Source organism: Sphingomonas quercus (assembly GCF_018863195.1).
Lineage (GTDB): Bacteria > Pseudomonadota > Alphaproteobacteria > Sphingomonadales > Sphingomonadaceae > Solisphingomonas > Solisphingomonas quercus.
Genome location: NZ_JAHKRT010000004.1, coordinates 114,118 through 128,346 on the forward strand (window position 1 = coordinate 114,118; position 14,229 = coordinate 128,346).

The window sequence follows — 14,229 nt, forward strand, 5'->3', positions numbered from 1 at the left end:
TCATGAAGACTGTTCTCGCCACCGTCGCGCTCGTCGCGGCAAGCCTCGTCTCCTCGGTCCCGGCGCACGCCCAGGGGCGTGACCGCGTGCTCATCATCTACGGCGACGAGCGCTGCCCGACCAGTAATGGCGAGGAGATCGTGGTCTGCGTGCGCAAACCGGCGAGCGAGCAGTTCCGCATCCCGGAAGAGCTGCGCAATTCCGGCTCCGGCCTGCCGCCGAGCTGGAACGAGAAGGCCAAGAGCATCGAATATGTCGGCTCCAGCGGCATCGGCAGCTGCTCGCCGACCGGCCCCGGCGGGGCCAGCGGTTGCCTCAAGCAGATGATCGACGCCGCCCGCGCCGAGCGTCGTGCCCAGTCCGCCGCCGAGGATGGCGAACGGCAGCGCCGTTGAGCCCGTTCAGCCACCGGCAAGGCGCGCGAGCGCCTGAATCGACACCATGATCCTGCTCCCCGCCCTGCTGCTCGCCGCCGCCCAGCCGCCCGTCGCGCCGCCGTCCGCACCCGAACCCCAGCGCTACAACACGCTGGTCGTGTTCGGCGACGATCCCTGCCCGCGCAGCAGCGACACCGAAGTGGTCGTCTGCGCGCGCATGCCGGAGAATGAGCGCTATCGCCTGCCCAAGCGCTTCCGCGGGAAGAAGGCGTCGGAGGGGCCCGAATCGGTGGCGTGGGGCCGCAAGGTCGAGAGCCTCGAATATGTCAGCCGGGTCGGCCGGCCGAATAGCTGTTCGGTGGTCGGCTCGTTCGGGGCGACCGGCTGTTTCCAGCAATTCATCCGCCAGGCGCGCGAGGAGCGCGAGGCCGAGCAGCAGGAAAAGAACGACATTCCCTGATCGCGCCTCTGGACGGATTGCGCCATCATCCCCATCCTTTCGGGCACATGCAGCCCATCCTCGCCCTTTCCGGCCTCTCCAAGACCTATGTCAGCGGCCATCAGGCGCTGAAGTCGGTCGATCTCGAAATCCGGCGGGGCGAAATCTTCGCGCTGCTCGGCCCCAACGGCGCCGGCAAGACGACGCTGATCGGCGCGGTGTGCGGCCTCGTGCGCCCGACCGGCGGCACGATCCGCGTCGACGGCAAGGATGTGGCGGACGACTGGCGGGCCGCCCGTGCGCGCATCGGGCTGGTGCCGCAGGAACTTGCCACCGACATGTTCGAGAAGGTGGCCGATACCGTCGCCTTTTCGCGCGGGCTGTTCGGCCGCCCGCGCGATCCCGCGGTGGTCGAGCGGGTGCTGCGCTCCCTGTCCCTGTGGGATAAGCGCGACAGCAAGATCATGCAGCTGTCCGGCGGCATGAAGCGCCGGGTGCTGATCGCCAAGGCGCTGGCGCACGAGCCCGACATCCTGTTCCTCGACGAGCCCACCGCGGGCGTGGACGTCGAGCTGCGCCGGGACATGTGGACGCTGATCGGCGCGCTGCGCGAGGGCGGCGTCACGATCATCCTCACCACCCATTATATCGAGGAGGCGGAGGAGATGGCGGACCGCATCGGCGTCATCGACAAGGGCGAGCTGATCCTCGTCGAAGAGAAGCGCGCCCTGCTCGCCCAGCTCGGCAAGACCGAGGCTGAGATCGGCCTCGCCGCGCCGCTCGCCGCCATCCCCGAGGCGCTGGCCGACTGGCCGCTGGCGCTTTCCGGCGATGGCGAGACGCTGACCTACACCGTCACCGCCGAGGAGGCCGAGGCCCGCGGCCTGCCGCTGCTGCTCAAGCGGCTCGACGGCCTCGGCATCGAATTCCGCGCGCTGGACACGCATCGCTCAAGCCTAGAGGACATTTTCGTCGATCTGGTGGAGCGCCGGGCATGAATTTCCACGCGGTGCGCGCCATCTATCAGTTCGAGCTGGCCCGCACCTGGCGGACGCTGTTCCAGAGCATTTTCACGCCGGTCCTGACCACCTCGCTCTATTTCGTGGTGTTCGGTTCGGCGATCGGCGGGCGGATGCAGGAGATCGAGGGGGTCAGCTATGGCGCCTTCATCATTCCCGGGCTGATGCTGCTCACCATCCTCTCCGAGAGCATCGCCAACGCCAGCTTCGGCATCTACCTGCCGCGGTTCACCGGCACCATCTACGAGCTGCTCTCCGCCCCGGTGGGCGTGGCGGAAACCTTGCTCGGCTATGTCGGGGCGGCGGCGACGAAATCGATCGTGCTGGCAACGATCATCCTGATCACGGCGCGCTTCTTCGTGCCCTATCACATCGTCCACCCCTTATGGGCGGCGGTGTTCCTCGGGCTGATCGCGGTCAGCTTCTGCCTGTTCGGCTTCATCCTTGGCTGCTGGGCGGACGGATTCGAGAAATTGCAGGTCGTGCCGCTGATGGTGGTGACGCCGCTCACCTTCCTCGGCGGCACTTTCTATTCGATCAACATGCTGCCGCCGGCGTGGCGGACGATCAGCCTGTTCAATCCGATCGTCTATCTGGTGAACGGCCTGCGCTGGTCGTTTTACGGAACGGCCGATGTCGACATCCGCATCTCGGCGGGGCTGACCCTGCTGTTCCTGATCGGCTGCATTGGCGTGGTCACCTGGATCTTCCGCTCCGGCTGGCGCCTGCGGAGCTGAGCGTGACCCGTCAGGACCAGTGGGACGAGGTACGCGCCGAAGCCGCGCATTGCCGGCGCTGCCCGCTCTGGAAACCGGCGACGCAAACCGTGTTCGGCGAAGGCCCGGTGACGGCTGCGATGATGCTGGTCGGCGAACAGCCCGGCGATCAGGAAGACGAGGCCGGCCATCCCTTCGTCGGACCGGCAGGCCAGGTTCTCGACCGCGCGCTCGCCGCGGCAGGCATCGCCCGCGACGCAGTCTACGTCACCAATGCGGTCAAGCATTTCAAGTTCGAGCCGCGCGGCCGCCGGCGCATCCACGCCAAGCCCAATGCCGGCGAGATCCAGGCCTGCCGCTGGTGGCTGGACCAGGAACGGGCGCTGATCCGCCCGCCGCTTATCGTGGCGATGGGCGCGACGGCGGCGCGATCGGTGCTTGGCCGCGCCGTCACCATCGCCGGCACCCGCGGCCACGCCCACCCGCTGGACGATGGCGGCGAATGCTGGGTGACGATCCATCCGAGCTACCTGCTCCGCATCCGCGACAAGGCCGACGCGCAAGCCGAGCATGACCGTTTCGTCGCCGACCTCGCCCAGGCCCGCGAGCGCCTCCCCCGCTAAGGCTATTCGGCCGCGAGCAGCCGCGCGGCGCCGCCCAGATCGACCGAGACCAGCCGGCTGACCCCTCGCTCGACCATCGTCACGCCGAACAGCCGGTGCATCCGCGCCATCGTCACCGCATTGTGGGTGACGATCAGGTATCGCGTGTCCGTCTCCCGGGCCATGCGATCGAGCAAGCCGCAGAAACGCTCGATATTGGCATCGTCGAGCGGTGCATCGACCTCGTCCAGCACGCAGATCGGCGCCGGATTGGTGAGGAACAGGCCGAAGATCAGCGCCACTGCGGTCAGCGCCTGCTCGCCGCCTGACAGCAAGGTGAGCGCCGCAAGCTTCTTGCCCGGCGGCTGGGCCATGATCTCCAGCCCCGCCTCCAGCGGATCGTCCGAATCGACCAGCTCGAGATGCGCCTGCCCGCCTTCGAAGAGGGTGGTGAACAGCCGCCGGAAATGCCCGTCGACCGCCTCGAACGCGGCGAGCAGGCGCTGGCGCCCCTCGCGATTGAGGCTGCCGATCGAGCCGCGCAACTGGTTGACGGCGGCGCCCAACTCGTCGCGCTCGGCGGCCATGCGATCGCGACCGCTCTCCAGTTCCGACAATTCCTGATCGGCCACGAGGTTCACCGGGCCGAGCCGCTCGCGCTCCGCGGTGGCGCGTTCGAGCAGCACCTGCTCGTCCGACGCCACGCCGACCGAGGCGCCGGCAAAGCCGAGCTTGTCGGGCACCGCCGGACCCGGACAGTCGAACCGCTCCCCGGCCGCCCGGCTCAGCTCCGTGCGCCGCGCCTCCGTCGCCTCGCGGCGCGCCTCGGCGGCGGCGCGCGCTTCGCGCGCTGCGGCCAGCGTCTCGCCGGCGGCGGTGGCCCGTCGCTCCGCGTCGCCGGCGGCCGCCTGGGCGATCAGCATCGCCTCGCCGGTCGATTGGGCGAGCGCGCGTGCGCCGGCCTCCTCCGTCTCGGCGGCGGCGATCGCTGCGTCGAGCACGGCTGGCCGATCGGCGAGCTCGGTGCGCTCGGCGTCGGCCTTCGCCATCCGTTCGGCCATTTCGGCGGCGCGCCTGGCCGCGCTCGCCGCGCGCTTGCGCCAACCGTCCGACTCGCCGCGGATGCGCGTCAGCCGCTCGCGGTCGCCACTTACGGCCATGGCCCGCATGCCGGCCTCGGCGCGGCGGTCGGCGGCCGCCGCCCGCGCCGCGGCGGCGGTTGCGGAGAGCGCGGCGACGCGCACGTCGAGCGCGGCGGGATCGGGCAGCGCCGCCTCGGCGGCCAACGCCTGATCGAGCGCAGCGGCAGCCTGATCGCGCTCCGCCCCGGCGAGGGCCGCGTTGAGCTGCTGCTCGTCCCGGCGGGCGGCGAGCCGCTCCAGCGCGAGGGTGGCGCGATCGGCATCGAGCCCGGCAGCGCGGGCCACCTCGGCCGCGCGTTCGGCGGCTTCGCGCGCGGCGCGAATCTGGCCCGCGGCGCCGGCCAGCGCCGAGGCGGCGCGCGACTGGGTGGCGGCGGCCGCCTCCGCCTCGGCGCGCACGCCGGGCAGCTCCGCCTCGATCGCGGCGAGGCGATTGGCGCGGACCAGCCGCTCGGCTGCCGCAGCGCCGCCGCCCCGGGCGACCAGCCCGTCCCAGCGGCGCAAGCTGCCGTCGAGCGTGACGATGCGCTGGCCGGCGCGGAGCCGCCAGCCTTTGTCCGTCGGGACGACGCCGATCTGGGCGAGTCGGCGGGCCAGCTCCGGCGGCGCCGTGACGTGCGCCGCCAGCGCCGGCACGCCGTCCGGCAAGCCCGGATCGGAAGCCTCGACGGCGGCACCCTGCCAGCCGCCGGGGCCGAGCGGGGCGGCGAGATCGTCGCCCAGAGCGGCGGCCAGCGCCCGCTCATAGCCGGGGGCGGCGCGAATCTGATCCAGCGCGCGGGCGGGGCCGGCGGCGGCGCGCGGCGGCGCCACGGCCCGGGCCTCGGCCTCCAGCGCGGCGCGGGTGGCGGCGATGGCGGCGGCGCGCGCGGTGGCGGCATCCCGCGCGGCCGTGGCTGCCTGCTGCGCCGCCTCGGCCTCGGCCAGCGCCCGCGCCGCCGCCTCGCCATCGGCCAGCGCGGCGGCACGACGGGCCAGCGCGGCATCGCGGCCGGCGACCAGCGGGCCGGCGTCCTCCAGCGCGGCCAGTTCGCGCGCGATCGCCGCCGACCGCGCCTCCACCTGCTCGACGCGGCGCCGCGCGGCCTCGGCGGCGGCGGCGGCGACCCGCGCCTCGGCACGCGCGGCAGCTTGCTCGGCGACGCTGGCGGCGTGTGCGGTCTCCGCATCGCCAAGCGCGGCGGCGGCGGCGGCGAGCGCCTCGGCGGCGGCCATGCTGCCCGCCTCCGCCTCGGCGAGACGGCGGCCGAGCAGAGCCTCCTCCTCGGCGAGCCGGGCGAGCCAACCCTCGGCATCGGCCGTCTGGGCGATCTCATGGGCACGATCGCGGGCCAGCGCCTCGGCAAGCTGGCCGAGCTGGGCAAGGCGCCGATCCAGTCCTTCCCGCTCCTGCCTGAGGCTGGCGAGACCATGGGCGGCATCGCTCGCCCGCTCGCGCGCGGCCTCGCCCGCTTCCCTGGCCCGCGCCAGCGCCTCCCGCGCGGCGACGTCATGGGCGGCGGCAGCGCGCTGTCCCTCGGCATCGCGGGCGACGATCGCCGTCGCCTGTTCCGCTTCGACACGCGCGCGGTCGGCGGCGGCGGCGGCATCACGCCAGCGCGCGAACAACAACCGTCCCTCGGCAAGGCGCACCGCCTCGGTCAGCGCGCGATAGCGTTCGGCGGCGCGGGCCTGGCGGCGGAGGGCGGCGGCGCGGCCTTCCATCTCGCCCAGAAGCTCGTCGACGCGACTGAGATTGGCCTCGGTCGCACGCAATTTCTGCTCGGCATCGCGGCGGCGGACATGGAGGCCGGCGATGCCGGCCGCCTCCTCCAGCATCTGGCGCCGCTCGGCGGGGCGGGCGGCGATCACCGCGCCGATGCGGTTCTGGCTGACCAGCGCCGGCGAGTGGGCACCGGTGGCGGCATCGGCGAAGAGCAGGGACACGTCCTTGGCGCGCACGTCCCGCCCATTGATGCGATAGGCGGAGCCGGCGCCGCGCTCGATGCGGCGGACGACCTCCGCCTCGCCCTCGTCGCCGGCGCCGTCGACGAGCAACGACACCTCGGCGAAATCGCGCGCGGGGCGCTGGGCTGTGCCGGCGAAGATGACGTCGTCCATCGCGCCGCCGCGCAGGGAGCGCGCCGAGCCCTCGCCCATCACCCAGCGAATCGCCTCGAGCAGATTGGATTTGCCGCAGCCATTGGGGCCGACCACGCCGGTCAGCCCCGGATGGATGTGCAGTTCGGCGGGATCGACGAAGCTCTTGAAGCCGGCGAGCTTCAGCCGCCGGATGCGCATCGCCGAGCTTGTCCGGGAGGGGCCGCTTTCCGCGCCGCCGCCACCGGACCGCCCGTCGACAATCGCCGCCGTGCGGTCGGGCGAGGCGCTCGGCCGGAGCGGCGGCGCGCCGTCGGGCGCATCCTCAGACCCGTCGTCAGGAGCCAACCGCGGCCTTCAGCTTGGGCTCGAGCGAGGCCCAGTCATAGGCGCCCTGGACCAGCTGGCCGTTGATCAGGAAGGTCGGCGTGCCCTCGAGCTTGATGTCCTCGACGGCCTTCCGGTTCATCTCGACGAGCAGGTCGCGCTCCTTGAGGTTGCCGAGGCACTGGGCGACCTTGTCGGCGGGAAGCCCGCGCTCCTCGGCGAAGCGATCGAGGCCCCCGGCCTTGGCGAGGGCGGCGTATTGCTTGTCCTGCGGCAGGTTTCCGATCGCGCTCTGATCGGCGGGCGTCAGCTTCTGGAAATTGCCGATCCAGTCCATCTGCGAGGCGTAGAGCTGCTCGGTCATCTTGAAATAGGCGGGCGCGCCATTGCAGCGCGCGATCAGCGCCGCGGCGAGGTCGACCGGGTCGCGCACGAAGTTGCGCATTTCCAGGCTGACCTTGCCGCTGGCGATGTAATTGGCCTTGAGCGCCGGCATCGCCTCGGTCGAGAAGGCGGCGCAGTGCGGGCAGGTCATCGAGGAATATTCGACGAGCTTCACGGGCGCGGCCGGATTGCCCAGCAGGAAGCCGCCCTCGGGGGTGGTCGTCGCCGTCTCGGTCCAGCCGCCGGCCGGCGCATTGGCCGCGACCGGGCCCGCCGCCGCGGTGGGCGTGCCGCCAGCCGGGGTCTCCGCCTTCTTGTCGCAGCCGGCGACGATCAGGGCGATGGCGGCGAGGCCAAGGCGATAATCGAATGTCTTCACGTCACTTCCTCTCGTGGACGAAATCATTTGAGCGCAGCGCGTACCGCCGGTTCCAACGCCTGCCAGCTTGCCGCATCGGCGACGAGCGTGCCGTTGAGCAGGAAGGCCGGCGTGCCGGGAATGCGCAGTTCGTTCCACGCCTCGTCACGCATGCGGGCGAGGCGGGATTGCTCGGGCGCGCTGGCGATGCAGGCGGCGACGCGCGCCGCCGGCAGATCCGGGGCGGCGATCTTGTCCAATCCGATGCCGCGCGCGATGCTGGTCAGCGCGTCGGCCATCGACGCGCTCTCGGTGGGCTCGGGGAAATAGCTGGCGCGGCTCAGCCATTCGGGCTGATTGGCGAAGATCGCGTCGGCCGCCCGGAAGAATCCGCCCGGCCCCTGGCAGCGCGCCAGCAGGGCAGCGGCGAGATCGAAGCGATCACGAATGGCGTTGCGCAGCTCGAGGCTGACCTGACCGGAGCGGATCAGCGCCCCCAGCCCGTCGCGCGACTCGGCCTGGAAGGCGGCGCAGTGCGAGCATGTGAACGAGGCAAATTCGACCAGTTTCACCTTCGCGGCCGGATTGCCGCGCTGAAAGCCGCCTTGTGGGGTCAGCGTGACGCGGTTCATCCAGTCGGTCTGCGCGGGCGCGGCGGGGGCAGCGGCCTGCCGGCGCGGCGCCTGTGCGGCATCCGCGGGGGCGGCGGCGACAATGGTGAGGGCGGCGACGGCAAGGAAACGCAGCTTCATCCAATCTTTCCCAGTTTCAGCGGCACCACGGGCGGCGCCTCGACCAGCCCGCGCGCGAGTGATTCGAGCACCGCCTTCAGCTCAGGATCGGCGATCGCCTTCAGGCTTTCGCCGAGTTCCGCCGGAACCGGGCCATCGGGCTGACGGGCCGGGCGGCGGGCCGGGCGCTTCGCCGCCGCGCCCTGACGGATGGCGACGCGACCGACCGCGGCATAGCCGAAGAAGCGGTTGACCCGCTCGACGATCACCGGGGCGACGTGCTGCATCATCGGCGCATGCGCGCTCTCGACGACGAGGGAGAGCACGCCGTCCTGCCGCTTGCCGGCCGGGAAGCGGATCGATTCGGGCGTCGACACGCCGGCATAGCGCTCGCCGACGATCTCCCCCCAGCGGCTGACCACCGCCGACTGCACGAAGCCGAAGCGGCGGAACGCGGCATCGCCGATCGCCGGCACGATATCGGCAACGGCGCGGGCATAGCCCGCGCGCGGCGCCTCGGCCGCGGCGGCGGTCGTCGTGCCGGGGGCACGTTTCACACGGGTCTTGCGCGGGGCCGGTTCCGTCATCGCCGCCTCCATGCCATAGGCGCCCCATGTCCGTCGATGGGGCCGCTCCTGCCCTGCTCAGCTGGTATGACGTTCACGCCCGGGCCCTGCCATGGCGTGCCCCTCCGGGCGCGCCGCCGGCCGATCCCTATCGCGTGTGGCTGTCCGAGATCATGCTCCAGCAGACCACGGTCGCCGCCGTGCGCCCCTATTTCGCGCGGTTCACCGAGCGCTGGCCGGATGTGGCGGCGCTCGCCACCGCTGACGAGGGAGAGCTGATGGCCGCCTGGGCCGGCCTTGGCTATTATGCCCGGGCGCGCAATCTCCTCGCCTGCGCGCGCGCCGTGGCGAAAGACCATGGCGGCCGGTTTCCGGACAGCGAGCAAGGCTTGCGGGCGTTGCCCGGCATCGGCCGCTACACAGCGGCGGCGGTGGCGGCGATCGCCTTCGGCCGGCGCGCGGTGGTGGTCGATGGCAATGTCGAGCGGGTGGTGGCGCGGCTGTTCGCGGTGGAGGAAGCGCTGCCGGCCGCCCGGCCCCGGCTGCATGCCCTTGCCGACCGCCTGACGCCTGCCCGGCGCACCGGCGATTTCGCCCAGGCGATGATGGATCTCGGCGCGACCATCTGCACGCCGCGCCAGCCCGCCTGCGCGATCTGCCCGCTGATGACGATGTGCGCCGGCCGCGCCACCGGCGATCCGGCGCGCTTTCCGGTGAAGGCGCCGAAGGCGGCGCGTCCGCAACGGCGCGGCACCGCATTCTGGCTGGAGCGGGACGGCGAGGTGCTGCTCTGCCGGCGGCCCGCGAGGGGGTTGCTCGGCGGCATGCTGGCGCTGCCGAGCGGGCCCTGGACCGCAGACGATCCCGGCCTGGCCGGGGCGCCGGCCGAGGCCGGGTGGCGCGACGCAGGCCATATCGCCCATGTCTTCACCCATTTCGCGCTCGACCTGCGCGTCGTCACCGCATTGACCGGCGAACGGACGATCGCCGGTCAATGGTGGCCGGTCGAGCGGCTGGCCGAGGCCGGCCTGCCCACCGTGTTTGCCAAGGCCGCAGAACGCGCCCGATCGCTGATGGAGATCGCATGACCCGCCCCGGCTTCACCGGCTCGGCCCTCGATCGCGCCGATCCGATCCGCCAGGACCCCGCCGCGCTCGCCGCCGCGCGCGCCGATGCGGGAGCGCGGCTGCTTCGCATGGATGGCATCGATCCGGTGGTGGGGCCGGACGGGTTGCTCGACTGGGGCGGACTCGACGAAGCGCCGCCGGGTGCGTTCCTCGCGCTGCTCGGCCTGATCGGCGGGAGCCCGCGCTTCGTGGCGTTGAGCGGCATCCCCGGCGGCGCGCAGCGCTCGCCGCTGATGATGGAGCTGCTCGACGCCTGGCCGCCTGAGGAGGCCGCCACCTATGCCGCCGCGCGCAGCCTGATCGACTGGCATGCCCGCCACCCCTTCTGCGCGCGCTGCGGGGCCGAGACGGCGCCGATCCGTGGCGGCTGGGCGCGAAGCTGCCCGCGCTGCCGCACGGAGCATTTCCCGCGCGTCGACCCGGTAGTGATCATGCTCGCCGAGCATCGTGGCCGCGTACTTGTCGGCCGTCAGGCGTCGTGGAAGCCAGGGCGTTATTCGGCGCTGGCGGGCTTCGTCGAGCCCGGCGAATCGGTGGAGGAGGCGGTGGCGCGCGAACTGCACGAAGAGGCCGGCATCCTCGCCACGGACATCCGCTATCTCGCCAGCCAGCCCTGGCCCTTCCCGTCGCAGCTGATGATCGCCTGCGTGGCGCGCACCGCCAACGACGCGCTCACCATCGACCGCCATGAGCTTGATCACGCGATGTGGGTCGATCGCGCCGGCGTCGAGGCCGCGCTGGCGAAGCTGCCCGGCGCGCCCTTCGATCCGCCGCCCGCCTATGCCATCGCCCACAGCCTGTTCCGGATGTGGCTGGACGGCTGAGCTAGCCCCGCACCCGGGCGCGCGGATAGGTGCCGAGCACGCGCACCCATTTGGAATGGAAGCGCAGCTCGTCCATGGCGCGGGCGACATGCGCCTCCTCGGGATGGCCTTCGACGTCGCAGAAGAATTCCGTCGCCGAGAAGCTGGCGCCGCCCTGATAGCTTTCCAGCTTGGTCATGTTGACGCCGTTGGTGGCGAAGCCGCCCAGCGCCTTGTAGAGCGCGGCCGGCACGTTCTTCACCGCGAAGATGAAGCTGGTCATCATCGGGCCTTCCGTGACCGCGGGCATCGGCCCGTTGCGCGCCAGCACGACGAAGCGCGTCGTGTTGTGCGCGTCGTCCTCCAGCCCCTCCTCAATGATCTCGAGGCCGTAAAGCTCGGCAGCGAGGCGCGGCGCGATGGCGGCGATGCCGGGGTCGCCGATCTCCGCGACGCGCGCGGCGGCACCGGCGGTGTCCGGATAGGAGAGCGGGCTGATGCCGCGCCCGCGCAGCCAGCGGCGGCATTGGCCCAGCGCCTGCGGGTGGCTCATCGCCTGGGCGATGGCGCCGTCCCCGGGCAGGCCCATCAGGCAATAGCGAATCGGCAGAAAATGCTCGCCGATGATGGTCAGCCCGCTTTCCGGCAGCAGGAAGTGAATGTCGGCGACGCGGCCATGCAGGGAGTTTTCGATCGGGATCATGGCGCAGCCTGCCCGCCCGTCATTCACCGCTTCGAGCGCGTCCTCGAAACTGAAGCAGGGCAACGGCAAGCTGCCCGGGAATGCCTCGGCGACGGCGATGTGCGAATTGGCGCCGGGCGCGCCCTGAAAGGCGACGGCGCGCGGCGAATCGGCGGCGGCGCGCGCGGCGAACTCGGCGACCAGCGCCTGGGCGGGAAGGGGATATCTCTCCATTGGCAAGCGGCGTTAGGCGATGCGCAGGGCAGGCCGCAAGCCACGCCGGCATTTCCTTGGCCTTGCGGTACCGCGCGGCGCCTTCTATGGAGCCGACGATTTCCCGCCACTTAGGGGGTGAGCGGGCCGCTGGAGGCATGACTGGGCATGGACGACCGGACGAACACGATAGCCGGATGGGCACTGGCAGGCGGCATCGTGGCGCTCGGCCTTTCGATCGTGACGGGCGAGTATTTCCGGGCCGAGCGGCCCGAGAAGATGGGCTATGTCGTCGAAGGCGTGGTCGAGGAAGGTGAAGGCGGCGGCGCCGCCGAGGCGGAGCAGCCGATCGCCTTCTATCTCGCCAAGGCCGATCCGGCGAAGGGCGAGCAGGTCTTCAAGAAGTGCGCCGCGTGCCACAATGCCGACAAGGGCGGCCCGAATGCACTCGGCCCGAACCTGTGGAACGTGCCCGGCGAGGGCATCGGCCAGGGTGCGGGCGGCTTCGCCTTCTCCGATGCCCTCAAGAGCAAGGGCGGCAACTGGGACTGGGACAGCCTCAACGCGTGGCTGAAGAGCCCCAAGGCGTTCGCGCCCGGCACCAAGATGACCTTCGCGGGCCTTTCCAAGCCCGAGGATCGCGCCGACGTCATCGCCTTCCTCAACCAGCATAGCGATGCGCCGAAGCCGATGCCGGCCGCGCCGGCCGCAGCGCCTGCCGCCGAAGCCGGCACCGACGCGGGAGCCAAGCCCGGCGAGAACACCGCCGGCGAGGGCGCGAAGACCCAGCCGGTCGTCACCGAGGGCCAGGCCGCAGCCAATCCCGCCGGCACGATCGGCGGCGAGGGCGCTCCGGCCGTCACCGGCACCGCCAAGCAGGAACGCGACAAGAAGTAAGCCGTCCGCACCGGACAAGGACAGGCCCTCTCCCCGTCGGGGAGGGGGCCTTTTTCTTATCCTTCGACCTGCTTTTTCGCGCCGCGCGTGCCCTGATACATGGTGCCGGCATCCGCGCGGGACCAATAGCCCTGGACGCGGGCCCAGCCCTCCTCCGCGGTCTCGCAGAAGCGGAACAGGCGCAGATCCTGAGGCGAGATCACGCCTTCCTCGGCCAGCGCCTCCCAGTTCACCACCCGCTCCCAGAACTCGCGGCCGAACAGCAGGATCGGCAGACGCGCCATCTTGCCGGTCTGGACCAGCGTCAGCAGCTCGAACATCTCGTCGAACGTGCCGAATCCGCCCGGAAACACCGCCACGGCGCGGGCCCTTAGCAAAAAGTGCATCTTCCTGAGCGCGAAATAGTGGAACTGGAAGGACAGGTCCGGCGTGACATAGGGGTTCGGCGCCTGTTCGAACGGCAGCACGATGTTGAGCCCGATCGAGCTTTTGCCGACATCGGCCGCGCCGCGATTCGCCGCCTCCATGATCGACGGCCCGCCGCCCGAGCAGACCACGAACTGGCGACGTCCCTCTTCGTCGTCGGGCGCCTGGCTGGCCATGCGGGCGAGCTTGCGCGCCTCCTCATAATAATGGGCGTTGCCGCGCAGGCGCTCGGCGATGGCGCGCTGGGTGTCGGTCCGCGCCGCCTCGACGATGGTGTCGGCCTTGCACGGCTCGGGGATTCGCGCCGAGCCATAGAACACGAAGGTGGAGCCGATCCGCGCCTCGTTCATCAGCAGCTCGGGCTTCAGCATCTCGAGCTGGAAGCGCACCGGCCGCAGATCGTCGCGCAGCAGGAATTCGTCGTCCTGAAAGGCAAGCTTGTAGGCGGGATGGACGGTGGCCGGCTGCGGCGTGCTGGCCCGTGCCGTCTCGGCATCCTGCTTTGCCGGGCGGAACACCCGCTTCGGCACGTCCATCCTGTCGCTCATGCACAACACCCCGAGGAAAGCGGCGGGCCTTAGCCCATGCCCGGGCTCCGCTCAACGGCAGGCATGCCCCGGCCCCATGTCGAAATGGAGATGATTGCGGTGGTCGGCATTGGCATCGGGACCGAGCACGATGTTGAACCGACGGCGCGCCGCCGCGCGCACCGCGCGCAGGAAGTTGCGGGCATTCTCGTCCGGCCCGTTCCAGTCATTGAGCACGGTGATGCGCCGGCCGTTGGCGAGGACGAAGCCGGAAATGTCGACCGCGTTGGAACGGCCGTGCTGCGACAGGTGAGTCGTGCCGGCGATCGGCCGGCAATTATAGGTGCCGAAGCTGTCGACCCGCGCGATCGGCGAATCGAGCCACGCCTGGGCGGCCTTTTGCAGCGCCTCCTGCGTCCACTCGATCAGCTTGGAGGCAAGCGGGCAGGTCATCGCCCCGAGATTGGTGGTCGGCATGCCCATATCGAGCAGCTTCACGGTGCCGATCGCCGAGCAGCCATTGCCGAAGTCGCGGTCCGGCAGCCGCGTATAACGCGCGTCCTTGTGGGCGAGATCGACGAAACATTGCCGCATCGCCTGATCGTCGGCGACCGGCGGCACCGGTCTGGCCGGCTGTGCCGGGCGGCGCGGCGGCGCCGGCGCGCGGCCGCCCGGCCCGACGCACGCCGCCACCAGCAGCGCGAGCAGAACGGCAATGATCAACCCGGACGAACGCACGCCAACACCGATATCCAACTCCTCCGCAAGGCCCGCCCGGGCCGAGGGTCGCCCTGACTCGGTTCCCAGTCTAGCC

The 14,229-nt window shown here is 71.3% G+C and carries 15 protein-coding genes; 8 read left to right on the plus strand and 7 right to left on the minus strand.

The window, feature by feature from the left end:
* Window positions 1-2: 2 nt before the first annotated feature.
* The 5 genes from KOF26_RS08925 to KOF26_RS08945 are packed head-to-tail and all read left to right on the plus strand — an operon-like array spanning window position 3 to window position 3,174.
* Window positions 3-395: a hypothetical protein gene (locus KOF26_RS08925; protein ID WP_216323421.1), complete on the plus strand. Its 393-nt coding sequence runs from the start codon at window positions 3-5 to the stop codon at window positions 393-395.
* A 46-nt stretch (window positions 396-441) separates the two neighbouring features.
* Window positions 442-837 (plus strand): hypothetical protein, encoded by a 396-nt coding sequence (locus KOF26_RS08930; protein ID WP_216323423.1) that lies wholly within the window; start codon window positions 442-444, stop codon window positions 835-837.
* Window positions 838-884: 47 nt separating this feature from the next.
* Window positions 885-1,814, plus strand: a complete 930-nt coding sequence (locus tag KOF26_RS08935) for an ABC transporter ATP-binding protein (RefSeq protein WP_216323425.1) — start codon at window positions 885-887, stop codon at window positions 1,812-1,814.
* Window positions 1,811-2,572 carry an ABC transporter permease gene (locus KOF26_RS08940; protein WP_216323427.1) on the plus strand — a complete coding sequence of 254 codons (762 nt, stop codon included), beginning with the start codon at window positions 1,811-1,813 and terminating at the stop codon, window positions 2,570-2,572. Before KOF26_RS08935 ends, KOF26_RS08940 begins: the two co-directional genes overlap by 4 nt.
* A gap of 2 nt (window positions 2,573-2,574) precedes the next feature.
* Window positions 2,575-3,174 carry a UdgX family uracil-DNA binding protein gene (locus KOF26_RS08945; protein WP_363182141.1) on the plus strand — a complete coding sequence of 200 codons (600 nt, stop codon included), beginning with the start codon at window positions 2,575-2,577 and terminating at the stop codon, window positions 3,172-3,174.
* A gap of 2 nt (window positions 3,175-3,176) precedes the next feature.
* Here the strand turns inward: KOF26_RS08945 and KOF26_RS08950 are convergent, their stop codons facing one another.
* The 4 genes from KOF26_RS08950 to KOF26_RS08965 all read right to left on the minus strand — a co-directional run bounded on the left by KOF26_RS08950 (window position 3,177) and on the right by KOF26_RS08965 (window position 8,761).
* Window positions 3,177-6,575 (minus strand): chromosome segregation SMC family protein, encoded by a 3,399-nt coding sequence (locus tag KOF26_RS08950; RefSeq protein WP_216324045.1) that lies wholly within the window; start codon window positions 6,573-6,575, stop codon window positions 3,177-3,179.
* Window positions 6,576-6,711: 136 nt separating this feature from the next.
* The gene (locus tag KOF26_RS08955; protein WP_216323429.1) at window positions 6,712-7,464 is read right to left on the minus strand and encodes a DsbA family protein; all 753 of its coding nucleotides are present in this window, start codon (window positions 7,462-7,464) and stop codon (window positions 6,712-6,714) included.
* A gap of 23 nt (window positions 7,465-7,487) precedes the next feature.
* Entirely contained in the window at window positions 7,488-8,195 is a 708-nt protein-coding gene (locus KOF26_RS08960; RefSeq protein WP_216323431.1) for a DsbA family protein, read from the minus strand.
* Entirely contained in the window at window positions 8,192-8,761 is a 570-nt protein-coding gene (locus KOF26_RS08965) for a DUF721 domain-containing protein (RefSeq protein WP_253201291.1), read from the minus strand. Before KOF26_RS08965 ends, KOF26_RS08960 begins: the two co-directional genes overlap by 4 nt.
* Before the next feature lie 26 nt (window positions 8,762-8,787).
* On the opposite strand from KOF26_RS08965, the gene mutY reads away from it, so the two are divergent.
* On the plus strand, window positions 8,788-9,828 hold the full coding sequence (gene mutY / locus KOF26_RS08970; protein WP_216323436.1) for an A/G-specific adenine glycosylase: 1,041 nt from the start codon (window positions 8,788-8,790) through the stop codon (window positions 9,826-9,828).
* Window positions 9,825-10,691 carry an NAD(+) diphosphatase gene (nudC, locus tag KOF26_RS08975; protein ID WP_216323439.1) on the plus strand — a complete coding sequence of 289 codons (867 nt, stop codon included), beginning with the start codon at window positions 9,825-9,827 and terminating at the stop codon, window positions 10,689-10,691. Before mutY ends, nudC begins: the two co-directional genes overlap by 4 nt.
* 1 nt (window position 10,692) lies before the next feature.
* Here nudC and KOF26_RS08980 read toward each other — a convergent pair whose 3' ends face one another.
* Window positions 10,693-11,586, minus strand: a complete 894-nt coding sequence (locus KOF26_RS08980) for a prephenate dehydratase (RefSeq protein ID WP_216323442.1) — start codon at window positions 11,584-11,586, stop codon at window positions 10,693-10,695.
* 147 nt (window positions 11,587-11,733) lie between these two features.
* On the opposite strand from KOF26_RS08980, the gene KOF26_RS08985 reads away from it, so the two are divergent.
* Window positions 11,734-12,462 carry a c-type cytochrome gene (locus tag KOF26_RS08985; RefSeq protein ID WP_216323445.1) on the plus strand — a complete coding sequence of 243 codons (729 nt, stop codon included), beginning with the start codon at window positions 11,734-11,736 and terminating at the stop codon, window positions 12,460-12,462.
* 56 nt (window positions 12,463-12,518) lie between these two features.
* Here KOF26_RS08985 and KOF26_RS08990 read toward each other — a convergent pair whose 3' ends face one another.
* Together KOF26_RS08990 and KOF26_RS08995 are read right to left on the minus strand one after the other, a co-directional pair.
* Window positions 12,519-13,436 carry an LOG family protein gene (locus tag KOF26_RS08990; RefSeq protein WP_216323449.1) on the minus strand — a complete coding sequence of 306 codons (918 nt, stop codon included), beginning with the start codon at window positions 13,434-13,436 and terminating at the stop codon, window positions 12,519-12,521.
* A 51-nt stretch (window positions 13,437-13,487) separates the two neighbouring features.
* Entirely contained in the window at window positions 13,488-14,171 is a 684-nt protein-coding gene (locus KOF26_RS08995) for an extensin family protein (protein ID WP_253201292.1), read from the minus strand.
* Window positions 14,172-14,229 lie beyond the last annotated feature (58 nt).